This is a genomic window from Nocardia jiangxiensis NBRC 101359 (assembly GCF_000308615.1).
Taxonomy (GTDB): Bacteria; Actinomycetota; Actinomycetes; order Mycobacteriales; family Mycobacteriaceae; genus Nocardia; species Nocardia jiangxiensis.
Map to the genome: position 1 here is coordinate 1 of NZ_BAGB01000010.1, position 22,015 is coordinate 22,015.

General features: G+C 66.7%; 22 protein-coding genes, 1 tRNA gene and 1 CRISPR repeat array. Of the genes, 14 read left to right on the forward strand and 9 right to left on the reverse strand.

The annotated features are described in order from the left end of the window. Positions 1-488: 488 nt before the first annotated feature. The gene (locus ON40_RS02715) at positions 489-1,022 is read right to left on the reverse strand and encodes a hypothetical protein (RefSeq protein ID WP_157186176.1); all 534 of its coding nucleotides are present in this window, start codon (positions 1,020-1,022) and stop codon (positions 489-491) included. A 230-nt stretch (positions 1,023-1,252) separates the two neighbouring features. On the opposite strand from ON40_RS02715, the gene ON40_RS02720 reads away from it, so the two are divergent. From ON40_RS02720 to ON40_RS51585, 4 genes are all read left to right on the forward strand, one after another. Next, on the forward strand, positions 1,253-1,456 hold the full coding sequence (locus ON40_RS02720; RefSeq protein WP_157186177.1) for a hypothetical protein: 204 nt from the start codon (positions 1,253-1,255) through the stop codon (positions 1,454-1,456). A gap of 255 nt (positions 1,457-1,711) precedes the next feature. Continuing rightward, on the forward strand, positions 1,712-2,206 hold the full coding sequence (locus tag ON40_RS55920; protein ID WP_373281838.1) for a helix-turn-helix domain-containing protein: 495 nt from the start codon (positions 1,712-1,714) through the stop codon (positions 2,204-2,206). Between the two features lie 181 nt (positions 2,207-2,387). Next, a complete protein-coding gene (locus tag ON40_RS02725; protein WP_040818129.1) occupies positions 2,388-2,798 on the forward strand; it encodes a DUF3592 domain-containing protein in 411 nt (136 codons plus the stop codon). Positions 2,799-3,081: 283 nt separating this feature from the next. Continuing rightward, the gene (locus tag ON40_RS51585) at positions 3,082-3,399 is read left to right on the forward strand and encodes a hypothetical protein (protein ID WP_157186178.1); all 318 of its coding nucleotides are present in this window, start codon (positions 3,082-3,084) and stop codon (positions 3,397-3,399) included. 342 nt (positions 3,400-3,741) lie between these two features. After that, positions 3,742-4,714: direct repeats of the CRISPR family, unit length 31 nt; unit sequence CCGGACCGCAAGGCCCGGCGAGAATCTCAAC. Between the two features lie 126 nt (positions 4,715-4,840). On the opposite strand, the gene ON40_RS02735 is transcribed toward ON40_RS51585, so the two are convergent. After that, positions 4,841-5,533: a DUF2786 domain-containing protein gene (locus ON40_RS02735; protein WP_040818133.1), complete on the reverse strand. Its 693-nt coding sequence runs from the start codon at positions 5,531-5,533 to the stop codon at positions 4,841-4,843. After that, positions 5,520-6,824, reverse strand: coding sequence for a sigma-70 region 4 domain-containing protein (locus ON40_RS47845; RefSeq protein ID WP_051192610.1), 1,305 nt, complete (start codon positions 6,822-6,824; stop codon positions 5,520-5,522). Before ON40_RS47845 ends, ON40_RS02735 begins: the two co-directional genes overlap by 14 nt. Before the next feature lie 583 nt (positions 6,825-7,407). Here ON40_RS47845 and ON40_RS51590 point away from each other — a divergent pair. Then, positions 7,408-7,497, forward strand: a tRNA-Thr gene (locus ON40_RS51590). A gap of 7 nt (positions 7,498-7,504) precedes the next feature. Here the strand turns inward: ON40_RS51590 and ON40_RS47850 are convergent. The 3 genes from ON40_RS47850 to ON40_RS02750 form a co-directional block, all read right to left on the reverse strand. After that, positions 7,505-7,918, reverse strand: coding sequence for a mannosyltransferase YkcB-related protein (locus ON40_RS47850; protein WP_051192611.1), 414 nt, complete (start codon positions 7,916-7,918; stop codon positions 7,505-7,507). After that, on the reverse strand, positions 7,906-8,541 hold the full coding sequence (locus tag ON40_RS47855; protein ID WP_051192612.1) for a hypothetical protein: 636 nt from the start codon (positions 8,539-8,541) through the stop codon (positions 7,906-7,908). Before ON40_RS47855 ends, ON40_RS47850 begins: the two co-directional genes overlap by 13 nt. 488 nt (positions 8,542-9,029) lie before the next feature. Further along, positions 9,030-9,806, reverse strand: coding sequence for an SDR family NAD(P)-dependent oxidoreductase (locus tag ON40_RS02750; protein ID WP_040818135.1), 777 nt, complete (start codon positions 9,804-9,806; stop codon positions 9,030-9,032). Positions 9,807-9,892: 86 nt separating this feature from the next. Here ON40_RS02750 and ON40_RS02755 point away from each other — a divergent pair, with 86 nt between their 5' ends. Next, the gene (locus tag ON40_RS02755; RefSeq protein ID WP_040818137.1) at positions 9,893-10,744 is read left to right on the forward strand and encodes a helix-turn-helix transcriptional regulator; all 852 of its coding nucleotides are present in this window, start codon (positions 9,893-9,895) and stop codon (positions 10,742-10,744) included. Between the two features lie 14 nt (positions 10,745-10,758). On the opposite strand, the gene ON40_RS02760 is transcribed toward ON40_RS02755, so the two are convergent. Then, complete coding sequence (locus ON40_RS02760) at positions 10,759-11,556, reverse strand: SAM-dependent methyltransferase (protein ID WP_040818138.1); 798 nt, start codon at positions 11,554-11,556, stop codon at positions 10,759-10,761. A gap of 271 nt (positions 11,557-11,827) precedes the next feature. On the opposite strand from ON40_RS02760, the gene ON40_RS02765 reads away from it, so the two are divergent. Beyond that, complete coding sequence (locus tag ON40_RS02765) at positions 11,828-12,565, forward strand: response regulator transcription factor (RefSeq protein WP_040818141.1); 738 nt, start codon at positions 11,828-11,830, stop codon at positions 12,563-12,565. A 76-nt stretch (positions 12,566-12,641) separates the two neighbouring features. Beyond that, positions 12,642-14,072: a sensor histidine kinase gene (locus ON40_RS02770; RefSeq protein WP_169541808.1), complete on the forward strand. Its 1,431-nt coding sequence runs from the start codon at positions 12,642-12,644 to the stop codon at positions 14,070-14,072. Positions 14,073-14,078: 6 nt separating this feature from the next. Here ON40_RS02770 and ON40_RS02775 read toward each other — a convergent pair whose 3' ends face one another. Beyond that, a complete protein-coding gene (locus ON40_RS02775) occupies positions 14,079-14,504 on the reverse strand; it encodes an HIT family protein (protein ID WP_040818259.1) in 426 nt (141 codons plus the stop codon). Positions 14,505-14,541: 37 nt separating this feature from the next. Here ON40_RS02775 and purD point away from each other — a divergent pair, with 37 nt between their 5' ends. Next, a complete protein-coding gene (purD, locus tag ON40_RS02780; protein ID WP_040818143.1) occupies positions 14,542-15,843 on the forward strand; it encodes a phosphoribosylamine--glycine ligase in 1,302 nt (433 codons plus the stop codon). Here the strand turns inward: purD and ON40_RS02785 are convergent. Then, entirely contained in the window at positions 15,840-16,820 is a 981-nt protein-coding gene (locus ON40_RS02785; RefSeq protein WP_051192613.1) for a M23 family metallopeptidase, read from the reverse strand. The genes purD and ON40_RS02785 overlap by 4 nt on opposite strands. Before the next feature lie 75 nt (positions 16,821-16,895). Between ON40_RS02785 and ON40_RS02790 the strand changes: the two genes are divergently transcribed. The 5 genes from ON40_RS02790 (at position 16,896) to ON40_RS02810 (ending at position 22,013) form a co-directional block, all read left to right on the forward strand. Then, the gene (locus ON40_RS02790) at positions 16,896-18,065 is read left to right on the forward strand and encodes a pyridoxal phosphate-dependent aminotransferase (protein WP_040818263.1); all 1,170 of its coding nucleotides are present in this window, start codon (positions 16,896-16,898) and stop codon (positions 18,063-18,065) included. Positions 18,066-18,251: 186 nt separating this feature from the next. Continuing rightward, positions 18,252-18,968, forward strand: coding sequence for a TetR/AcrR family transcriptional regulator (locus ON40_RS02795; RefSeq protein WP_083895368.1), 717 nt, complete (start codon positions 18,252-18,254; stop codon positions 18,966-18,968). Between the two features lie 24 nt (positions 18,969-18,992). Then, positions 18,993-20,414 carry an adenylosuccinate lyase gene (purB, locus tag ON40_RS02800; RefSeq protein WP_040818267.1) on the forward strand — a complete coding sequence of 474 codons (1,422 nt, stop codon included), beginning with the start codon at positions 18,993-18,995 and terminating at the stop codon, positions 20,412-20,414. A 73-nt stretch (positions 20,415-20,487) separates the two neighbouring features. Beyond that, the gene (locus ON40_RS02805; protein WP_040818269.1) at positions 20,488-20,922 is read left to right on the forward strand and encodes an HIT family protein; all 435 of its coding nucleotides are present in this window, start codon (positions 20,488-20,490) and stop codon (positions 20,920-20,922) included. Between the two features lie 134 nt (positions 20,923-21,056). Further along, positions 21,057-22,013, forward strand: a complete 957-nt coding sequence (locus ON40_RS02810; RefSeq protein ID WP_040818146.1) for an alpha/beta hydrolase — start codon at positions 21,057-21,059, stop codon at positions 22,011-22,013. The last annotated feature ends 2 nt before the right edge of the window (positions 22,014-22,015 follow it).

The window sequence follows — 22,015 nt, forward strand, 5'->3', positions numbered from 1 at the left end:
TGTTGTTTGGAGGTTGTTCGCTCGGCAAGGAGGGCACTGAACATCGGATCGGCTGCTTCGGAACCCCCAGTGCGCCTATATTCCCAGGGAGGTTCCGAAGTGGCGACCAGCGCGGATTCAGTTGCGGCAGACGTATATTTGAGGCTGCTCGATCAGCGGATGGCTGAAACTGCAGGTCATCCAGGGTGGCGCCGGACCGTAAGGCCCGGCGAGGATCTCAACAGGCGAGTGATCCGGTTGACCGTGGATATCTGACTAGGTGGCGCCGGACCGTAAGGCCCGGCGAGGATCTCAACGACCGCGACGGGGTGTGTGTGGACAACGGGCAGCACGGTGGCGCCGGACCGCAAGGCCCGGCGAGAATCTCAACACGTGAGGATCCTGTCTACGTGATCAGAGAGGAAGCACGTGGCGCCGGACCGCAAGGCCTGGCGGGGATCTCAACGATTTCTGACCACCGAGAAGTGAACGGAATCAGCGACTACCAGTTAGAACGGCGGTTCGTCATCGTTGCTGCTGCCTCCGGAGGAGCTTGAGCCCCAGGGGTCGTGGCCACCGAAGCCCAGACGTCCTCGACGCCGAGCTTGTTCCTCCGCTTCAGCTTCGGCCTCCTGCCGGGCCCGGTCGGCACGTGTCCGCGGCAGCGAGGTGACCTCCCCGTGGCGGGCCTTGCGGTAGCGCCAATGAAGCTCGTCGCGATGGGACTGTGTTGGCGGGTCCCACCGATCGCGCTCGTCGTCGGGTTCGACGTCATCTGGATCTACGTTGGCGATCTGGCACAGCGCCAAGAAGATCACCTCCACGGTCTCCCACTGCCCGGGCAGGCTTTTTGCGATCAGAGTGCGCCGGACCGTCTCGGGGTTGGCGGTTCCCTTCTGCTGATCCTCGGGCAGACGCTTGATGACTCGGGCGATTTCCCGCACCGGAGGAGCATCTGCGGCGATGTAGAACCGCCACAGCATGTCGATGAACGGCACGGAGCCCTCGGGCATATCAGTCGGTCTGGGCAAGCGCTGCGGCATGAACGGTCTCCTACTCATCGGCCAGGTAAGACTACTTACACCGCTTTTCGACTGCTATTAACCACTCTTCGACTGGCTTCGACTACCGGTAATGCGCCCACGCCACCGTGACGTCTTTTTTCGAATGGCACCCAAAACCACAGGTCAACATTGGTATGTGGTGTCAGCGGCACCAACCGCTCCGGAAGTCGGTGCGGTCGAGAGCGTTGCCCTCATCTCAGATGGTGGGCATGAGCTTGCGGGAGGTCGCAGTGAGTTGGGAGATCGACCAGCAGTGGCACCAGGTCCTGTCTGAGCGGAACAGGCTACGAGAAGACCTGGAGGCCGTGGTCGACGCGCTCCGCAGGTACCACGACGATCGTCACGTCGGTGCGGTGCGGTGGTGCGACGCTACGGTGTGCCAGTTGCTGTTCCGGCTGGACCTCCTGTCTTGAAACCTTGGACTTGAGACAGGGCGACGGGTGCCGAACCGGAGACCAGCGACCTGCACGTCGTTGGTCTCGGAATCTGGTCTCGTTCGTGAACACCGATGCGCTGGTGTTTTTTTCGCGAGAATCGTGCGGTGGCAGGTAGACGGCTCGGTACTCGGATCGCACACGCAGCACGGAGGAAGATTCGGTCCGCACGCACGACTGGGCGTCGTGTAGCGACGAACGGACTGTTGTGGTCGATCATCGGCGCGCTGGTGCTTGGGCCGCGCTCGCAGCCGGCAGCGCCTCGGCCGGCCACCGGCGATGAACGCCGAGCAGATCCGTCAGGCCCGCGCCATGCTCACTCGCCCCGACGAGTCGGTCTCCTCGATCGTGCGGCTGCTCGGCGTCTCACGGTCGACGCTCTACAAACACCTGCTCGAACTCGGAAAGGCCAGCAGCACAACGCGATCGGACCAGCATCGAGTGTCGGGTGCCGTATCGGACAATGTGCGTAGAGGGAATCTGTGGGTTGTGACCCTCCAGAACGGGGGGATTCGGCCCCGGAATCCTATGGCTGTCAGGAAGTGTGAAGTACCGGCGTGTCTGAGGTGTGCCGCCGGGGGCGAGCCCGTGCGACCTGCAGATTCCAGGCTCCCCGGCCCGGAGCTCCGGGCCGATTCGCACCACTGCTACCGCTGTTCGTCGAGACCAGCCCGCCGAACAGCTCACGCCCTGGCCCCCGGCAGGAGCGTCCAGCGCGGCCAGTACTGAACCATCGGCCACGACGCGAACTGCGCGACGACGACGCCGATCGCTGTAATATGTTCCATCCCAGGGGTTTCGAATACACAGTCCAAAGAAGACCGACCGAGATGATGGCTCACACAGCCCAACACCCGCCAGCAGACCGACCTCTCAGGTACCCCGCTCACTCACTCATTGACGGAGGACCATGTACGGGTTCGCACTGATTGCAGTCGGCGTCTTCTTTCTGTGGTTAGCCATTCCCTACTGGACCGTGGTATCGCGATTGGACCGACACGGCGTGGCTGTTGTCGGCGAGGTACTACGGATCGACCGAGACGCAGACCTGGACGTCTTCTCAGCCGTCGATCTGAAAGTCGTGTTTCATACGCTGGATGGCCGTGAGGTCGTCCAGTATTTCGGCGTACCCGAGGCAGACGGCCCGTACTTCGTCGGACAAGCCATCCGACTGAAGTACGACCCGAAAAAAATCAACCGCACCCGGTTCGACGAACCTCTTCCCTTCTCCGCCCGCCTGCTCCCCAGCGTCTACGGTGCGGCCGGTGTGGCGGCGATTGTTGCAGGAATCGCGATCGTCGTGACTCACTTCCTGCGATGACAGCGCGCCGCGGACGACTCGGAAGGCACCTTCGTGTGGTCAGTGGTGGTTCGGTGAAGAGATCTACCGGCTGATCCACCAAGGCTGCCATCCGGCCGCCGATACCTACTGCGATGTGAACGTTATTGGCGGGCGTCGCCGGGCCGCAAAGCCCGGCGAGAATCTCAACGGCGGCACTGCCCGGGGGATCAGCACAGCCTTCATTTCCTGAACCGGAAGGTGAACGACGTTGGGTGTAGTACCGGTAACCCGCCGACCGTTGACTGGTCGAGAGACCGAGATCTTGAACAGCCTGCTCTCGGCGGATTTTCCTGGGGCACAGCAGCTTCGCGAGCAGGTGCCCCACGCTGAGGTTGTCGCGACCTGGGGACAAGGGTCTCCCAGCGTCGACCTCGTGGTCTCTCACGGCTCCGTGCGGGCGGACATCGCCGACGGCGAGGTCCCGGTCGACGCTCAGGTTCACGACCTTCAGGGCAACTGCACGGGCGAGATCACGGTGTGGGTCACCGACGGCTACCTCGCCGGAATCGAATACGCCTGGATCACTGATGACCGGCCCCAGGAATTGCCGCCGCTTGCACAGGTCACACTGGTCGTATGACCGAGGGGGCTATGTAGCGGCTCTATATTGCTGGCCACGCCAGGGCCGAATCAAGTGACTAAAATTGGCTGCCACTGCCGATAACGCCGCAGCTCAGGAAGTATCGGCCTGCGAATGTGGCACGAGCGGGCAGGGTCGCAGCGCAGGGGGCTATGGTTCGCGCGCTGTTCGCTCGGTATGGAGGGTTTTGAACATCGGATTCGCTGCTTCGGAACCCCTAGTGCGACCACATTCCCAGGGACGTTCCGAAGTGGCGACCTGCGTGGATTCGGTAGTGGCAGACGTATATTTGTGGTTGATCGTTCGTTGGACGGCCGAAACTGCAGGTCATCCAGGGTGGCGCCGGACCGCAAGGCCCGGCGAGAATCTCAACTCGTAGTACGCGGTCAGCTTCTCGATCGCTTCGTGGCCCCGGACCGCAAGGCCCGGCGAGAATCTCAACGAAGGCCAGAATCGCGGCGGGCCCGCCGCTGTCGGAGTGGCGCCGGACCGCAAGGCCCGGCGAGAATCTCAACAACGACTACGAGCCGCTCCGCTCAGAGCGCTACGCGTGGCGCCGGACCGCAAGGCCCGGCGAGAATCTCAACTTCGATGACCTCGACGACGGGATCCTCTGGTCGCGTGGCGCCGGACCGCAAGGCCCGGCGAGAATCTCAACACCTCCGCCGAGGTCGCTGATGGCGGTTCGGTGCTCGAGTGGCGCCGGACCGCAAGGCCCGGCGAGAATCTCAACCTCACCGAACTCGGCGGGACCAACGGTGCCGACCAGTGGCGCCGGACCGCAAGGCCCGGCGAGAATCTCAACGTCGGAACGATCACCGAGCCCGCGCCGGCGAAACGTGGCGCCGGACCGCAAGGCCCGGCGAGAATCTCAACGGCATCGCAGACGCGGCACCACGCGGCGAGGTCGGGTGGCGCCGGACCGCAAGGCCCGGCGAGAATCTCAACGAATCGGAACAGGCTGCCACGGCGTGGCTCGACCTGGTGGCGCCGGACCGCAAGGCCCGGCGAGAGTCTCAACACGGTGTTCGGTCCGCGGCAACGGCCCGGGATGGGGAGTGGCGTCGGACCGCAAGGCCCGGCGAGAATCTCAACGTCACGATCGACAAGACGCTCGTTGAACGTGCGCAGGTGGCGCCGGACCGCAAGGCCTGGCGAGAATCTCAACCTCAACCTGGGCACGCGGACGGGCTCGTGGGCGCTGGTGGCGCCGGACCGCAAGGCCCGGCGAGAATCTAAACGGCATGAACTTCGCCGCATCGATGGCCGGGGTCGCGAGTGGCGCCGGGCCGTAAGGCCCGCCGAGAATCTCAACAGCGGCCCGGGACAGACACACACCTTTCGGGACGATGTGGTGCCGGGCCGTGAGGCTCGGTGCCTCCGTTGCCCTCGATTGCGAACGTTTGGTCTTCCGGTTCGTTGATGCCGCAGCACTGGTCGGTCAGGGGTTATTCGGTTTGTCGTTGCCGGCGTGCAGACCTTCGACCACTGAGTCGAGTCCGAGCGTTGGACGGTAGGTGCTGGGACGGACTGCAGGGAGTTGACGCTGTTTTTCGGCTGCTGCTCGCTGCGCATCGAGGGTGTGCTGGTTGGCGGGGGTGTTGGTGCCGTGGTCGGCCTCGGCTGCTGCGGTGGCCTCTGCTTCGCGTAGGCGCGCACGGATGCTTACGGTGAATCCCTGCATCCAGCTGATCTGGTGGTCTCGTAGTGACAGGCCGGTGGACGGTGTCCAGGGGGAGTTCACTGCTTGGCGGAGCATTCGTGACAGCAGGGGGGCGTACAGGATTTGGATGCGGTCGAGGTTTCGCTGCGCGCCGTAGACCGCGACGGTTGCGACCGTGTCGGCGTGGAGCCAGTAGGCGTGGGCGCAGTGTAGGGCGGTTGCGGTGCGGGCCAGCAGTTTTATTCGTTGGTGGAGGAAGTCTCCGCTGAGGGCGAAGTCGTGGCGTAGTACGGCGTCGGCGGTGGGGCCTTCGGATGCACGATCGGGGTTTTGATCGATGCCCAGTCGGGCGATCAGTGCGAACGCGCGGCTGGTGAAGGCGTCCGCTTCCGCCGTTCCGGCCACACTGGTTGCCTGGGCGAGTAGCTTCGCGGCCACGTCGAGGCGCTTTTCGCGGTCACGCTGCGTCACGGCTGCCTTCCGGAAGCATCGTGGATGTTCGAGCGGGGTGGTACGGGCGGGCTTGGCGGATTACTCGGCCGACGGCGTGCTTGCTGACGCCGACTTGGCGGGCGATCTCGGGGTATGTCCGGTCTTCGGTGTGGTGGAGTCGAAGGATTGCTTCTACGGCGGTGCGGTGGCGGCGTCGTGCCGGATGGTCGGTGCAGATCTTCTCGGCGACATTACTCCAGACGTCGCCGACTGGGAGCACTGCAGTCTGTTGGTTCAACGGAATGTTCTGGTGCGCAACGCTTCGCACGTTGGCGGCGTCGGTGCGTTCGGATTCGGGTCTGCGAATGTTGTCGGTGCAGGTCTTGGTTTGCTCGATGCTGGTGAGTTGTCGCGGTTTGTCGGGCTGCGCAGCGGTGCGCACGGAGTCGAACGGGTTGGGTGCATCGAGGTCCAGCAGTGCGGATGCGCTGCGCAGCACGGCGATGTGGTCGACGAGAATTTCGCGGTTGTTGCGGCCTTCGGTCGGAACCAGGTCGCCGCTGGTGGCGGCGCGACGCATCGTCTCGCGCAACCGCTCTTGTGATCGACGGATTTGCCGGACGCTGGAGCGTGCGGAATCCCTGACTGCTCGCGCGTCGTCGACTGCGAGCGCGACGGCGACGAGGCTGTGCTGCGTGGCGGCATCGGGGGCGTTGCGGTCTGGGTTGGGGTCGGCCAGGCCGAGCCGGATGAGGATGCGCTCGGGTGTGATTCGCCAGTTGATGCTGGAGCGGGTGCCGGTGCGCTGTCGGCGTTCTAGGGCCATGCTGCGTTCCCAGCCCCAGGCTGCGACGATCGGTGCGCTGAGACGGAGCAGCAGCATCCCGAGGTTGTCGGCTTCGGTTGCGGAAAGTGCGGCGCTCAGGCAGGTCAGTGCCCACATTGCTATGCCGTCCACGCCGGGGGAGCCGCCGTCTCGCTGTGCGGCGCGGGCGCGCAGGGCCGACTGGATCACCATGAGCTCGAGGAATGCGAAGAACGCTGCTCGCGGTAAGTAGGCCAGGTGGAGGGCATCTCCCATGAATACCCACATGCCTTGGGCGCTTACGCCGGTGGCGATGGCCGCGGCTATCACCGTGATGATCTGCTCGCCGGTCCACTTCCGGCGTCCGAGAACACGGAGGAATCGACGGATCGCGATGGCAGTTGCGCCGACCGTGACGAAGATGATGGCTAAGACCAGCCCGGTTACGGCTGGGTGCTTGTCGATCAACTCGGTAATCGTCCTGAACGAAGTGTCGAAGGACGATCGGGGCAAGACCTGGATCATGGATTCGTCTCCGTCTACGCGATTGAAGTGGAGGTAGGAGAACCGAGCGGTACCGCGGCGGATCTCCGCGCGGTCGAGAGGTACTCGTCGTCGCACTGGAGGCGGCAGTCTCTGTGCAGACCGGGGCTCGTATACAGCCATGGGTGGACCCGGGTCGGCGACGATTGGGGGATGGAGTTGCCGGCGACGGTGAGGTCGACATCGTCGGCCCACAGTCCGGGCTCAGCGAATCTGGCGAGCGCAGAACCGTAGACGCGGCCAGCGGAGTTGGCGATCAGGGATACACCAGGTTCGAGCTATCCGCCCGAAAGCCGGTCCGGTTCGTCAGATTGGCTGGCCAGCTGTGCTGAGCCAGGACCCGGTGTTGAGCCGCCTCATCTGCGGCATCGAAGATTTGCCACCAGATTGCTATCTAGTCAGATTGACTTAGAGAAGATCGGCGTGTCGCCCTCGGCGTGTCGTGAATGACGTACTCCGAGGGCGACTGCCCGACGGGCCGAACTTTGGTCACGGATGGTCACAACTCCGGCGAACCAGAGCGGAGTCCGGCGGACCCGGCCGAACTATCTGGCCAGGTAGAAGAGCCTTTCCGGGCTCAAGGGGACCGCGCCGGACCGCCTGCTTTCGCCTTGTAAGCGAAAGGTCGTCAGTTCAATCCTGACAGGAGGCTCCACCAGAAATCAGCGGACTTCGGTCAGGTCGTAGGCGGTGACGCCGTCGATGGTCCTGGCGGTGAAATTCCCTCGCACCCAGGTGTCGATCGCGGTCACCTGATCGTTGCCTGCACTGCCCACAGCGTTCATGGCGCGCAGCATCCCCTCGTCGAGGAAGTAATGGATCCTGTGCTGTGCCACCGCTGTTTCGAACCACGCCAGGGTCGGCGCCGGATCGGTGCCGTTGTAACCGCCGACCGCGAGGACCGGGTGGCGGGTGGCCAGCTGGTAGGAGGCGGCGCTGTTGGAACCGACGATGGCGGCCACCCAGGTGTAGTGGTCGGCATCGGTGTCCAGGGCCGTCGTCAGTTCCGGGCCTGGTTGCACCGCTCCGGAGAACATGCCCTCGATCAGCCGGCCGAAGGTGTTCAGGCTGGCCATCCGGCCGCTGGGCACCGGGCCGTTATCGTGCGCGGCACCCTGTGTGACGCAGCTGATCTTGATTCCGGCGTGACGCCTTGTGCCGCAGCGGAATTGCCAGCCCGACCGTCGGCTCGGCCGGGCCGTCCGAGGCCGGTGGGGAAATGAAGGCCGGTGCTCGGGCCGACACCGGGAAGCGCGCCGCCGTGGGGGACGGCCACGGTGGCGAGTGAACAGGCGGCCGGGCCGATCAGGCTCACGACCACAGCCAGCAGCGCGGCGGGCCTCGCCGCCGGGTCGGACCGTCGCCCGGCGAACAGTACCGCCGTCACGGCGGCGCTGCCCGTCACGATCACCACCGGTATCAGCCAGGCATTCCAGTCCGGTGTGCGGTGCAGCAGCACGACCGCCAGCGCCGTCGTGCCCGCCAGCAGCACGGTGCATCGAATATCGGTGCGGCGCTGCCACATCAGCGATCCTCCGATACCGGCAGTACCGGCGATGGCGGGTGCCAGCGCGACGGTGTAGTACGGATGCACGATCCCGTCGGCGAAGCTGAAGACCGCTCCGGTCACGACCAGCCGGCCCAGCCACATCAGCAGCCCCGCCCGGACGACATCCGTGCGCGGTGCGCGGCGCAGCATCCACAGCCCGGCCGCGCCCAGGATCCTCCGCTACGGCATCTCCGAGCCCGACAACACCGCGCTCGGGGCCATCGATCTCATGACAGAATCGGTTGCCCGGCAATCGAACTCGGCTACCGGCGCCATACCGCCCACGCCGGTGACGGTGTGATCGCCCGCGGTGCTTGTCGATCAACTCGGCAATCGCTCTGAACGAAGTGTCGAAGGACGATCGGGACAAGGTCTGGATCATGGCATTGACGACTCCGAGGGCGACTGCCCGACGGGCCAACCTTGGTCACGGATGGTCACCACTCCGGCGAACCAGGGCTGAGTCCGGCGGACCGGCCGAACTATCTGGCCAGGTGGAAGCGACTTTCCGGACTCAGAGGAGCCGCGCCGCACCGCATGCTTTCGCGCTGTAAGCGAAAGGTCGTCAGCTGAATCCTTACCGGGGCTCTTTCCCTTTCCTCATCTGGTAAATGAACTCGTGAGGGCGCGATGTGGGTTCAGGCTCCCGCGCCGCCGTCCACGGGGATGATTGCGCCGGTGATCATGGCGGCTCGGTCGCTCAGGAGCCAGGCGGCCGGTTCGGCTACTTCGTGGGGAGTTGCCATGCGGCCCAGGGGGATTGATGCGGATATCTGGTCGATGATGCCGGGGGTTGCGGTTTCCCAGGCGTCGATCATTTCGGTGGCGGTGCCGCCGGGGGTGAGGGCGTTGACTCGGATGTTGTCGGGGGCCCAGGTGACGGCGGCGGTTTCGGTGATGCTGTTGAGGGCGCGTTTCATGGCGCCGTAGGCGGGCAGGGCCGGGTTCGCGCGACGGCTGCCGATGCTGGAGGTGTTGACGATCGCGCCGCCGCCGGTACGGCGCATGAGGGCTGCCTCGGCTTTCATGGCGGTCCAGTGGGCGCGGAAGTTCACGGCGAACTGTTCGTCGATATCGGCGTCGCTGGTGGTGTCGAGGGGGCCGGGCTGTTGGATGGTCGCGGCGTTGTTGAATGCGCCGTCGAGGCGGCCGTGCAGTTGCTCGACCCGGTCGAGTGCGGCGTGGATGGTGGCGCGGTCGGCGAGGTCCACGGTCACCGCGTCCGCGACGCCGCCGTCGACGCGGATCTCGGTGACGAGGTTTTCGAGGGCGTCGGCGCTGCGGGCGGCGAGGACGACGGCCGCGCCCTCCCTGGCGAACAGGCGGGCCGCGGCCGCCCCGATGCCGCGGCTTGCACCGGTGATGAAGACGACCTTGCCGGTCAGCAGGCCGAGGGTTGCGATGTCGTTGGTCATGGCCACAGTGTCGGGTCGGTTCGGGAACCGGATTCAGGTACAGGTGGTACCAGGATCCGTCGCCGCATGGCGGGCACACTCGGGGTATGGACAGACATGAACTCGGGGCATTCCTGCGCAGTCGCCGCGAGCGGCTGCGGCCGCAGGATGTCGGTCTGCCGTCGGGGTCGCGGCGACGAACGCCGGGGTTGCGGCGGGAGGAGGTCGCGGTGCTGGCGCACATCTCCACCGAGTACTACGTGCGGCTCGAACAGGGACGCGCACCGCGGCCGTCGAGTGAGGTGCTCGCCGGGATCGCGGGCGCGCTGCGGCTCACCGACGCCGAATCCGATCATCTGCACGTGCTGGCGGGCAGTGCGCCGAACCGGACCGGACTGCATCGTCGCGACGTTCGGCCGAGCATCCTCGCGCTGCTCGAAAGATTGCCGCAGACAGCGGCTTTCGTGATATCTGCCGCCTTCGAGGTGCTCGCGTGGAACGACCTCGCGGTCGCGCTCATGGAGGATTTCGGCCGGCTCGACGAGCGTGATCGCAACCTCGCGCGTCGCGCCTTCCTCGGGTCCACGGTCGGCGAGACCCCGCTGTACGGCATCTCCGACGCGGCCGAATTCCGGCACCATGTGGTGATGGCGCTGCGCTCCACCCTCGCGCGCTATCCGTCCGATCCGGCGGTGATCGAACTGGTCGACGAACTACGTTCCGGCAGTTCGGAATTCGACCGGCTGTGGGAGCGTCACGACGTGCAGGCCGCACCGATGCTCAGCAAGACCTTCGATCATCCGGCCCTCGGGGAGATCACCGTCGACTGTGACTCTCTCGCACTCGTCGACCGGGACCAGAACCTCGTGCTCTACAGCGCACCACCGGGATCGCGCGGCGCGGAGGCGCTGGCATTGCTGAATGTCCTCGGGACCGAGGTCGACGACTACCGGCGGTAGCCCCGCGAGAAGTCTCAGCTCTTGCGAGCGACGCCCGCCCAGCAACCCGCCTCGGCGTCTCGCCACTCGGGCAGTTCGGATCGGGGCCGCCAGCGGTGTACGCCCACCACGCCGGGGTCCAGGAGTTCGTAGCCATCGAAGAGGCGGGTGACCTCGTCGCGATTGCGGTTCTGGGCGTGCACGCCGCTGGCGCGATAAGTGGCCAGGGCGCGGCGCATCGTCTCCGGGTCGAAATCGGCGGTGATATGCGAGATCACCAGGTAGGAGCCGGGGGCCATCGCGTTCATCAGGGTGTCGACGATGCCGCGCGGATCCTGTTCGTCGCGGATGAAGTGCAGCACGGCGATCAGGCTGACGGCGACCGGTTCGTCGAGATTCAGGGTTTCGGCGAAGGACGGCGCGGACAGGATGGCGTGCGGATCGGTGACGTCGGCGTCGATGTAGGCGACCTTGCCCTCGGCGGTACTGGCCATCAGCGCGTGCGCGTAGGCCAGGACCAGCGGATCGTTGTCCACGTACACCACGCGGGCGGCGGGATTCAGTTCCTGCGCGGTCTGGTGCAGATTCGGTTCGGTCGGAATGCCGGTGCCGATGTCGAGGAATTGCCGGATCCCGAGATCGCTCAGCGTCCGCACCGCGCGGGTCATGAAGTCGCGGTTGTGGTGGACGCCGGAGGCGACGGTCGGCCACACCTCGAGGATCTCGGCCGCGGCCTGACGGTCGACCTCGTAATTGTCCTTGCCGCCGAGGAAGAAGTCGTAGATGCGAGCGCTGCTGGGTTTGGTGGGATCCACGACCCGGTTGTCCGTCATCCTTGATCTCCTAGTCGACAGGTCTCGCTGCGGAAGAGTCAATATCCAGCGGGCGCAAAGTAATTCGCATGATAATACCTGGCCGGTCGGGGCGTGCGAGGAGCGGCCCGGGCGGCTGCGGGGCAAGTCGATGGGAGGAATCGAAGTGGTGCTGCATTCCGCGACATCGCTGCCGCTCGCGGCGGATTCTGAGCGATGCCGTAGAGCCTTCCCAGGAAACTCCCAGGCAACGTTCAGCCGGTTCCGCACTCCACGAGGGACGATGTCCTGCATGAATGGTGTGCCAGCGGACCGGGCGCCCGAGGCCAGGATTCTGGTCGTCGACGATGAGCCCATGATCGTCGAACTGCTGTCGGTGAGCCTGCGCTACCAGGGGTTCGAGGTGACCTCGGCGGTCAATGGGGCAGAGGGCCTGGACAAGGCCAAGACCTTCCGCCCCGACGCGCTCATCGTCGATGTGATGATGCCGGGAATGGACGGGTTCGGCCTGCTGCGGCGGCTGCGCGCCGACGGCATCGAGGCGCCGGTACTGTTCCTGACCGCTCGCGACGAGGTGGAGGACAAGGTCACCGGCCTGACTCTCGGCGCCGACGATTACGTCACCAAACCTTTCAGCTTGGAAGAGGTCGTCGCGCGATTGCGAGTAATTCTGCGACGCTCCGGCCATGCGGTGGAGGAACGCAAATCGTCGCGAATCCGATTCGAGGACATCGAACTGGACGACGATACGCACGAGGTGTGGAAGTCGGGGGAGCCGGTTTCACTGTCCCCGACCGAGTTCACCCTGCTGCGCTATTTCATGGTGAATGCGGGCACCGTCCTGAGTAAGCCGCGCATTCTCGATCACGTCTGGCGCTACGACTTCGGCGGCGAGGTCGGCGTGGTCGAGACCTATGTCTCCTATCTGCGCAAGAAGGTGGACACCGGCCCGGATCAGTTGATTCACACGCTGCGCGGGGTCGGCTATGTCATGCGTTCGCCCAGTCGCAGGAATTCCCCCGCGAAATGAGTGCCCGCCGAACCGTCCGTCCCGGAGGTTCTCGGCCATAAACGACACTGCTTCGGCCGATATGGAGAATACGGACATGGCTGGTGGCGTCGGGAGAGTTCGCACGGCAATCACGCATCGCCTGGCCGCGGTGCCGCTGCGGGTGACGTTGGTCGTCGCGTTGGTGATTCTGGCGGGCCTGGGGCTGCTGATATCCGGTGTGGTCGTCACCTCGGTCATGCAACGTGTCGTGCTCGGCGGGGTGGACCGGCAACTGTTCGACGCCGCGCACATCTGGGCGCGCCCGGACGCGCACCTGCCCGGCCGCCTGCCGCCGATGTTCTATGTGCGGACGACGAATGCGCAGGGTGTGGTGGAGTTGCGTTCCGCGCCGTCCGCGCCGGTGCCGGATCTGCCGACCGATCTGGACAGTCATCCGCGCACGGTCGGCTCGATCGGCAAACCGTCCGATCGCTGGCGGGCGCTGGAGGTCGTCCATCCCGACGGCGTCAGTGTGGTCGCGGTCCATCTGGATCAGGGCAAGAACATCGTCGATCGTCTGGTGGGCTTGCAGATCGTGGTCGGGCTGGCGGTACTGGTGATCCTGGCCGCCGTCGCGCAACTGGTCATCCGGCGCAGTCTGCGACCGTTGCGCGAGGTGGAGAAGACCGCGTCCGCGATCGCCGGGGGTGATCTGCATCGGCGAGTTCCCATGCGCGGCACCAGTACCGAGGTCGATCTGCTGTCGCAGTCGTTGAACAGCATGCTCTCGCAGATCCAGCAGGCGTTCGCCGCCACCGAGGCATCGGAGGAGGCCGCGCGACGTTCGGAGGCCAAGATGCGCCGATTCGTCGCCGACGCCAGTCACGAACTGCGCACACCGCTGACCACGATCCAGGGCTTCGCCGAGCTGTATCGCCAAGGGGCCGTGCCGGAATCGGAAATGCTGATGGACCGGATCGAGCGTGAGTCCAAGCGGATGAGTCTGCTGGTGGAGGATCTGCTGATGCTGGCGCGGCTGGACGCGCAGCGTCCGCTCGAGCGCCGGCCGGTGGATCTGCTGGCCCTGGCCAGCGACACCGTGCACAATCTGCGCGCGGTCGACGCGACGCGGCACCCGGACGGTCCGCCGCGCCCCATCGACCTCGAAATCCGTTCCGGCGAGGGAACTCTGGAGGTCTCCGGGGACGAGGCGAGGTTGCGTCAGGTGCTGGGCAATCTGGCCGGCAACGCGCTCGTGCACACCCCGCAGGGCACCTCGGTGACGGTGCGGCTGACCCCCGCCGAGCACGAGGTGCTGATGGAGGTCGTCGACACCGGTCCCGGCCTGCCGCCGCAGGAGGCCGAGCGCATCTTCGAACGCTTCTACCGCACCGACACCTCACGCAGCCGCGACAGCGGCGGCACCGGTCTGGGGTTGTCCATCGTGCAGGCGCTGGTCGCCTCGCACGGGGGCACCGTGTCGGTGGACAGCACCCTCGGCGAGGGCACGACGTTCACGGTGCGGTTGCCGCGCGAGGCTTCCTGAGCAGGTTCAGTCCGGGACGTTGGCGCCGTAACCCAGCTCGCGCAGGGCCTGCTTGATCTTGCCCTGCGCCTCGTCGAGGGATTCCTTGCTGGGCTCGGGATCGGCGCCGGAGATGTTGAAATCGCCGAGTTCGAACGCCGGGAAGACGTGCAGATGCAGGTGCGGGACCTCGAGTCCGGCGATCAGCATGCCTGCCCGGGGCGCGCCCCACGCGGCGCGCACGGCCTTGCCGATCTTCTGCGCCACCGCGTTGATCCGGGCGAACACCTCGGGGTCGAGGTCCTGCCACTGATCGATCTCCTGGCGCGGGACCACCAGCGTGTGCCCCTGGGTGATCGGGTTGATCGTGAGGAACGCGACGAATTCGTCGTCCTCCCAGACGAACCGTCCGGGCAGCTGACCGTTGATGATCGCGCTGAAAACAGAAGCCATGGTCAGCATTGTGCCTTGGTCACCTAAGCTGTGCTGCGTGCGCGTACTCGTCATCGGTTCCGGAGCTCGTGAACACGCCTTGGTAGTGGCCCTGCGGCGGGATCCGGGGGTGAGCGCGGTGTGCGCCGCGCCCGGCAACCCCGGAATCGCGCAGCAGGCCGATGTGCGACCGGTCGATCCGTGCAGTGCGGAGGCCGTGGTCGCGCTGGCCACCGACTACGACGCCGACCTGGTGGTGATCGGTCCCGAGGTGCCGCTGGTGCTGGGCATCGCCGACGCGGTGCGCGCGGCCGGGATCGCGTGTTTCGGGCCGTCCGCCTCGGCCGCGCGGATCGAGGGATCCAAGGCGTTCGCCAAGGATGTGATGGCCGCGGCCGGTGTGCGCACCGCGCACAGCGAGATCGTGGACCATCCCGGTGAGCTCGACGCCGCGCTGGATCGTTTCGGCCCGACCTGGGTGGTCAAGGACGACGGCCTGGCCGCGGGTAAGGGCGTGGTGGTCACCCCTGACCGGTCCGCGGCCCGCGACCACGCCGCCGAGCTGCTCGAGCAGGGCCATCCGGTGCTGCTGGAATCCTTCCTGGACGGGCCCGAGGTTTCGCTGTTCTGCCTGGTGGACGGTGAGACGGTGGTGCCGTTGCTGCCCGCACAGGACCACAAGCGGGTCGGCGACGGCGATATCGGTCCCAACACCGGCGGTATGGGTGCGTACACGCCGCTGCCGTGGCTGCCCGACGACGCGGTCGCGGAGATCGTCGAGACCGTGGTGAAACCCGTTGCGGCGGAGATGGTCCGGCGCGACGTGCCGTTCTCGGGTCTGCTCTACGCCGGGCTCGCGATGGGGCAGGCCGGACCCGCGGTGGTCGAATTCAACTGCCGCTTCGGCGATCCCGAAACCCAGGCGGTGCTCGCGCTGCTGGACAGCCCGCTCGGCGAACTGCTGAACGCCACCGCGACCGGGACTCTCGACCGGGCCGAAGCCCCGCGCTGGAAGCACGGCGCGGCGATCACGGTGGTGCTGGCCGCGGAGAACTATCCGGCGCGCCCCCGCACCGGCGATGTGATCACCGGGGTCGGCCCCGAGTCCGCCGAGCCGAATACCGAAGTGCTGCATGCCGGTACGTCACTGCGCGAGGACGGCGCCCTGATCTCCTCCGGCGGTCGCGTCCTGAACGTCGTGGCCACCGGAGCCGACCTCACCGAAGCCCGCAGCCACGCCTACGCCCGCATCGCCGGAATCAAACTCGCCGGCAGCCACTTCCGCACCGATATCGCTCTGGGAGCGGTCGAGAGCCGCATCGCCATACCCTCGTCCTGGTCGGTCCGCCGGTCGTCCTAACCCACGTTGATGCCGTGTAGCGCGAGCCAGGGTTGCGGGTCGACGTGCTGGCCGTTGATCAGGATCTCGAAGTGCAGGTGGGGGCCGGTCGAGTCGCCACGGTTACCGACGCGGGCGATCTGCTGACCGGCGCGGACGCGTTCGCCGACCGAGACCGAGAAGTCGTACATGTGGCCGTAGACGGAGATGGTGCCGTCGTCGTGCCGGATGCGCACCCACAGGCCGAAGCCCTGGGCGGGTCCGGCGTTGATGACGGTGCCGTCGGCGACCGCGTAGATGGGTGAGCCGATCGGCGCGGCGATATCAATGCCGTAATGGAAAGTGCCCCAGCGTGATCCGTATCCGGAGGAGAACACGCCGCGGGCGGGCAGCGCGTATCCGCCGATACTGCCCTCGATTCCGCCGGGCAGGGCGGTGCTCGGGCCGCTGAGCAGCGGTGAGGGTTGTCCGGCCGACGCGGCGGCGGCCTCGGCCCTGGCCCGGTCCAGGGTGGCGCGGGCGGCCGCGGCCACGACGTCCTGTTCGCGCAGGCGTTCCCCGTTGTCGATGGCGGCCAGATCGCGGGCGCTGGTCGCTGGTTCGGCCTGCACCTGTAGCGGATAGGGCACCGGAATGCGTTGTGCCACACCGGGAGCGGGTGTGGAGTCCACTGTGCGCGGTGCGATGGCGTCCGCCGCGGACAGTAGCCCGACCAGCACGATGCCCCCGACCAGCACCCGATGTGCGAGTACGAAGCCGCGCCCGCGGAACCACGCCCCGCGCAGCTCGCCCGGCCAGTCCCGGCGCGGGAATCCCCGCCGGTCGAGGTTCGCGATCATCCGGACGATCCGCCGGACCGCTTCCCGAGCACGCTCCGATCCGCGGCGAATCCGCTGGATAGGCGAGGGATGCCCCCGATGCAGCTCGGTACGCCAGTCGGGGCGAATCACCGTCCGACTGCCCCTGGAAATCGTCGCGTGGCGTGCCTCATCAGGCATTGGGCGACGATAACAGGGCGGTGTTCGCGGGCAGTACTCGTCCGCGCCCGCGGTGGCGTGTTCTACGGTCGTCGGGTGCGCAGTGAATCCCGTCGGTCCACCGTTCCCGCCTTCTACGTCATGGATGTGTGGAAGGCGGCCGCCGAACGCGCCCGCACCCACGGCGACGTACTGGTGCTGGCCGCGGGACAGCCGTCCACTCCGGCGCCCGCGCCGGTTCTGCGGGCGACCAGGGATGCCCTGGATGCCGAACTGCTCGGCTACACCGAGACTTTCGGCACCCCCGAGCTGCGCGCGGCCATCGCCGCGTATCACCGCGACGGCTACGGCATCGAGGTCGACGCCGAGGACGTGGTGGTCACCACCGGATCCTCCGGCGCGTTCACGCTGATCTTCCTGGCCGCTTTCGATGTCGGCGATACCGTCGTGGTGGCCCGGCCGGGCTATCCGGCGTACCGGAACACGTTGTCGGCCTTGGGATGCCGGGTGGTCGAACTGGACTGTGGTGCGCAGACCCGATTCCAGCCGACGGTCGAGATGCTCGAGGCGCTGCCCGAACCGCCCGCCGGGCTGATCGTGGCGAGTCCGGCCAATCCGACCGGGACGATGATCGCCCCGGCCGAACTGGCGGCGCTGGCCCGCTGGTGTGACGCGCACGGGACATTGCTGATCTCCGACGAGATCTACCACGGGATCGTCTACGAAGGCGCCTCGGATTCGACCGCGACGTCCTCGGCCTGGGAGACCTCCCGCGAATCGGTGGTCATCGGCTCGGTCTCGAAGTACTTCTCGATGACGGGCTGGCGGCTGGGCTGGATGCTGGTCCCGCAGGGCCTGCGACCTGCCCTGCAGCGGTTGGCCTCGAATATGACGGTGTGCCCGCCCGCGGTGTCCCAGTACGCCGCTGTGCACGCCTTCGACGCCGAGTCACGCCGTGAGCTGGACGGCCACGTGCGCCGGTACGCGCGCAACCGCGCACTGCTGCTGGAGGGCCTGCCCCGGTTGGGCATCACCGATCTGGCCCCGGCCGACGGCGCGTTCTACGCCTACGCCGATATCGCGCATCTCACCGACGACGCGACGCGCTGGTGCGCGGACCTGCTCGCCGGCACCGGTGTCGCCCTCGCGCCGGGCACCGACTTCGATACCCGCAACGGCAGTCATACGATTCGGCTGTCCTTCGCGGGGGCGACGGCGGATATCGAGGAGGCGCTGGTCCGGATGGGCCGCTTCCTGGGCGTTTGACCAGGCTTGGCGAAGCGGATTGTGCCGCAAAGACTTTCCCCAGACACCCACCGTGACGCCCGCGAACGGTGTAGAAAAGCCATGGTTGTATTTTCAACACCTGCACGTTTGCCCACTCGAACTGGATTCTCACAGATCGCACCGATTTGGCACGGATGAACCGATGATGACTGGCACGATGACACGGTGATCACCGCGACGACCCCGAAAGGTGAAAGGCGTCGCCAAGCGTTGGTCGCGGCTGCCGCCGAGTTGCTACTCGAGGGAGGATTCGACGCAGTGCGCCACCGCTCGGTGGCCACGCGCGCGGACCTTCCTCTGGCCTCGACGACCTACTACTTCGAGTCGCTCGAGGATTTGATCGCCCGAGCGGTCGAGTTCAGCGGCAACGCCGAACTCGACGCGATGCGTCGCCGCGTCGGCGATGTCCCGCACCGCCGGCGCGGTACCGACGCGACCGTCGATCTGGTCCTGGATCTGCTGGTCGGCGCGGAAGGCCCCGACGAGTCCGCCCGGGGCCGGTTGATCGCGCGCTACGAGCGTTCGGTGGCCTCGGCCCGGCATCCGGAACTGCGCGAGGTACAGCTACGACTACGCGCGCAGCTCGAGGAGTTGCTCGCCGAGGCGTTGCGCCGATCCGATCGGGTGGTGCGCGCCGAACAGCTGCGACGGATGGTGGCCATGGTGGACGGCGCCGTCGTCGCGGCGCTGACCGAACTGGATCCGCAGCCGCGACGCACGGCCCGCGGCGCACTGCTCGAGCTGATCGATGTGATCGCTCCGCCCGCGCCGCAGCACACGATTCCGCCGCATCCGATGGCCACGCACACGATCCCGCCGCATCCGGTTCCGCAGCATCGGGCCGAGCCCCAGCAACTGGACAGGCACCGATCGCTGGACTGACGGGGAACCGTAGACTGAGTGTTCGTGACCCTCGTGCCTAACGTCCTCGCCACCCGCTATGCCAGTCCCGAATTGGTGCGGCTGTGGTCGCCCGAGCACAAGATCGTGCTGGAGCGCCGCCTGTGGCTGGAGGTGCTGCGGGCGCAGTCCGAACTGGGGATCGAGCTTCCCGACGGGGTGCTCACCGATTACGAGCGGGTGCTCGAGCAGGTCGACCTCGCCTCGATCGCCGAACGCGAGCGGGTCACCCGGCACGATGTGAAGGCGCGGATCGAGGAGTTCAACGCCCTGGCCGGGCACGAACACATCCACAAGGGCATGACCAGCCGCGATCTCACCGAGAACGTCGAGCAGTTGCAGATCCGCCTGTCCCTGGAGCATGTGTACGCGCACGGCGTCGCCGTGGCCGCCCGGCTGGCCGAGCGCGCCGCGGAGTACCAGGCCCTGGTGATGGCCGGTCGCTCGCACAACGTGGCCGCGCAGGCCACCACGCTGGGCAAGCGATTCGCTTCCGCCGCAGACGAAGTGCTGATCGCGCTGACCCGGGTGCGCGAGCTGCTCGACCGATATCCGTTGCGCGGCATCAAGGGACCGATGGGCACCGCACAGGACATGCTCGATCTGCTCGGCGGCGATGCGGGCAAACTTTCGCAGCTGGAGCAGAAGGTGGCGCGGCACCTGGGTTTCGCCACTGTGCTCACCAGCGTCGGGCAGGTGTATCCGCGCTCGCTCGATCACGACGTGCTCTCCGCGTTGGTCCAGATCGGCGCGGGCCCTTCGTCTTTCGCGCACACGGTGCGGCTGATGGCCGGGAACGAACTGGTCACCGAGGGTTTCGCGCCCGGTCAGGTGGGTTCCTCGGCGATGCCGCACAAGATGAACACCCGATCCTGTGAGCGGGTCAACGGCCTGCAGGTGGTGCTGCGCGGCTACGCGTCGATGGCCGCGGAACTGGCCGGGGCGCAATGGAACGAGGGCGATGTGTTCTGTTCGGTGGTGCGCCGCGTCGCACTGCCGGACGCGTTCTTCGCCATCGACGGGATGATCGAGACCTTCCTGACGGTGCTCACCGAATTCGGTGCGTACCCCGCGGTCATCGAGCGCGAACTGAACCGCTACCTGCCGTTCCTGGCCACCACCCGCATCCTGATGGCCGCCGTGCGCGCCGGGGTCGGTCGCGAGAGTGCGCACGAGGTCATCAAGGAACATGCCGTGGCGGTCGCGCTGGCCATGCGCGAACTGGGTCGCGAACCCGATCTGCTGGACCGCCTGGCCGCCGACGACCGGATGCCCCTGGACCGCGCTGCGCTCGATGCCGCCCTGGCCGATCGCTCGGCCTTCGTCGGCGCGGCCCAGGCCCAGGTCGCCGAGGTCGTCGCGCAGGTCGAGAAGCTGGTCGAGGCGAACCCGGAGGCTGCTCGCTACACCCCCGCGCCGATTCTGTAGTTCGCTCGCGCCGCACGACCGGGCCTGCGCGCTTGCAGTGCGGACGCTGCCCCGGATGCCCTATAAACGCAGTATGGATCCTTATACGATCTTCGCCGACATCGTGGCCGGGCGCGCTCCGGCATCGATCGTCTACGAGGACCCGGATGTGCTGGCGTTCATGGATATTCGTCCGATGACACCCGGGCATCTGCTGGTGGTGCCGAAGGTGCCCGCGCGGTCCCTGGCCGAGCTGGATCCCGAGATCGGCGGCAAGCTGTTCCAGGTGGGGCAGCAGTTGGCGGCGGCGCTGCGGGCCAGCGAGGTGAACTGTGACGGGGTGAATTTCTTTCTCGCCGACGGGGTCACCGCCGGGCAGGAGGTGTTCCACGTGCATCTGCACGTCATCGCCCGCACCCCCGGGGACGGATTCGGGTTGCGCGGGCGGCCGCGGACGCCGCCGCGGGAGGATCTGGACTATCTGGCCGCCTCCATCCGTGGCGCACTGCGGCGTTCGGTGTCCGAGTAGGTCCGCTCGATGGGCGTGTCGCGCGCTCGAGTCGGCGATTTGCTCGCAAAGAGCCAGTCGGGCAAATCAACCCCGGACCTGTTCGGTCGGGTTATGTTGATTGTTCCGGTTCACGGGCTGATGGAGGTGGGGATATGCGACACGGGTCGATTGCTGTGCTGGTGCTGGCGATGGTTCTGGGGGTTTCCGCGACGCTGATCGGACAACCGCGAGCCACTGCCGCCCGGGTCGTCGGCAGCACCGAACTGGGGCCGACCAGGTCCGCGCTGTTCATCGATTCGCCCGCGATGGGCCAGATCATGCAGGTGCAGGTGCTGCATCCGGTCGGATCGCACTCCCGGCCCTCCTACTATCTGCTCGACGGCCTGGATCCGGGCCCGGACCAGAGCAGCTGGACCAATGCCACCGACGCCGAGCCGTTCTTCGCGAACAAGAACGTCAACGTGGTGCTGCCGATGGGCGGGGAGGCCAGCTACTACACGAACTGGCAGCGCGACGACCCGAATCTGGGCCACTACCAGTGGGAGACGTTCCTGACCCGGGAGCTGCCGCCGGTCATCGACCGCGAGTTCGCGGGTAACGGCGTCAACGGTATCGGCGGACTGTCCATGGGTGGGATCGCGGCTTTCGTACTGGCCGTACGCAATCCGCAGCTGTATCGCGCGGTCGCCGGCTACAGCGCGTGCCCGGACATGGGGCTGGCACAGGGGCCGATCATGTTCTCCATCGCCAATCGCGGTGGTGATCCCGGCAATATGTGGGGCGCGCCCGGCGGCCCGGACTGGGGTGCGCACGATCCGGCGCTGCTCGCGGATCGCCTGCGCGGCAAGACCATCTACCTGTCCACCGGTTCGGGCGTGCCCGGACCGCACGAGGGCGAGCTGAAACCGCAACTGGCGGAGAACTTCCTGACCGGCGTCCCGATCGAGGCCGCCGTCGACACCTGCGTCACCGCGTTCGCGCAGCGCTTGCGCGCGTTGCACATTCCGGCCGATATCGTCCAGAATCCGGTGGGCACGCATTCGTGGTCCTACTGGAAGGACGATCTGCACGCCTCCTGGCCCACGGTGGCGCGAGCGCTGGGCGCGTGAAC

What these genes read in the sequence shown, in the direction of transcription:
- ON40_RS02715 (WP_157186176.1), bottom strand. Translation starts at nt 1,022, where the DNA reads ATGCCGCAGCGCTTGCCCAGACCGACTGATATGCCCGAGGGCTCCGTG.
- ON40_RS02720 (WP_157186177.1), top strand. Translation starts at nt 1,253, where the DNA reads ATGAGCTTGCGGGAGGTCGCAGTGAGTTGGGAGATCGACCAGCAGTGG.
- ON40_RS02725 (WP_040818129.1), top strand. Translation starts at nt 2,388, where the DNA reads ATGTACGGGTTCGCACTGATTGCAGTCGGCGTCTTCTTTCTGTGGTTA.
- ON40_RS47845 (WP_051192610.1), bottom strand. Translation starts at nt 6,824, where the DNA reads ATGATCCAGGTCTTGCCCCGATCGTCCTTCGACACTTCGTTCAGGACG.
- ON40_RS47850 (WP_051192611.1), bottom strand. Translation starts at nt 7,918, where the DNA reads ATGGCCAGCCTGAACACCTTCGGCCGGCTGATCGAGGGCATGTTCTCC.
- ON40_RS47855 (WP_051192612.1), bottom strand. Translation starts at nt 8,541, where the DNA reads ATGCTGCGCCGCGCACCGCGCACGGATGTCGTCCGGGCGGGGCTGCTG.
- ON40_RS02750 (WP_040818135.1), bottom strand. Translation starts at nt 9,806, where the DNA reads ATGACCAACGACATCGCAACCCTCGGCCTGCTGACCGGCAAGGTCGTC.
- ON40_RS02755 (WP_040818137.1), top strand. Translation starts at nt 9,893, where the DNA reads ATGGACAGACATGAACTCGGGGCATTCCTGCGCAGTCGCCGCGAGCGG.
- ON40_RS02760 (WP_040818138.1), bottom strand. Translation starts at nt 11,556, where the DNA reads ATGACGGACAACCGGGTCGTGGATCCCACCAAACCCAGCAGCGCTCGC.
- ON40_RS02765 (WP_040818141.1), top strand. Translation starts at nt 11,828, where the DNA reads ATGAATGGTGTGCCAGCGGACCGGGCGCCCGAGGCCAGGATTCTGGTC.
- ON40_RS02770 (WP_169541808.1), top strand. Translation starts at nt 12,642, where the DNA reads ATGGCTGGTGGCGTCGGGAGAGTTCGCACGGCAATCACGCATCGCCTG.
- ON40_RS02775 (WP_040818259.1), bottom strand. Translation starts at nt 14,504, where the DNA reads ATGGCTTCTGTTTTCAGCGCGATCATCAACGGTCAGCTGCCCGGACGG.
- ON40_RS02785 (WP_051192613.1), bottom strand. Translation starts at nt 16,820, where the DNA reads ATGCCTGATGAGGCACGCCACGCGACGATTTCCAGGGGCAGTCGGACG.
- ON40_RS02805 (WP_040818269.1), top strand. Translation starts at nt 20,488, where the DNA reads ATGGATCCTTATACGATCTTCGCCGACATCGTGGCCGGGCGCGCTCCG.
- ON40_RS02810 (WP_040818146.1), top strand. Translation starts at nt 21,057, where the DNA reads ATGCGACACGGGTCGATTGCTGTGCTGGTGCTGGCGATGGTTCTGGGG.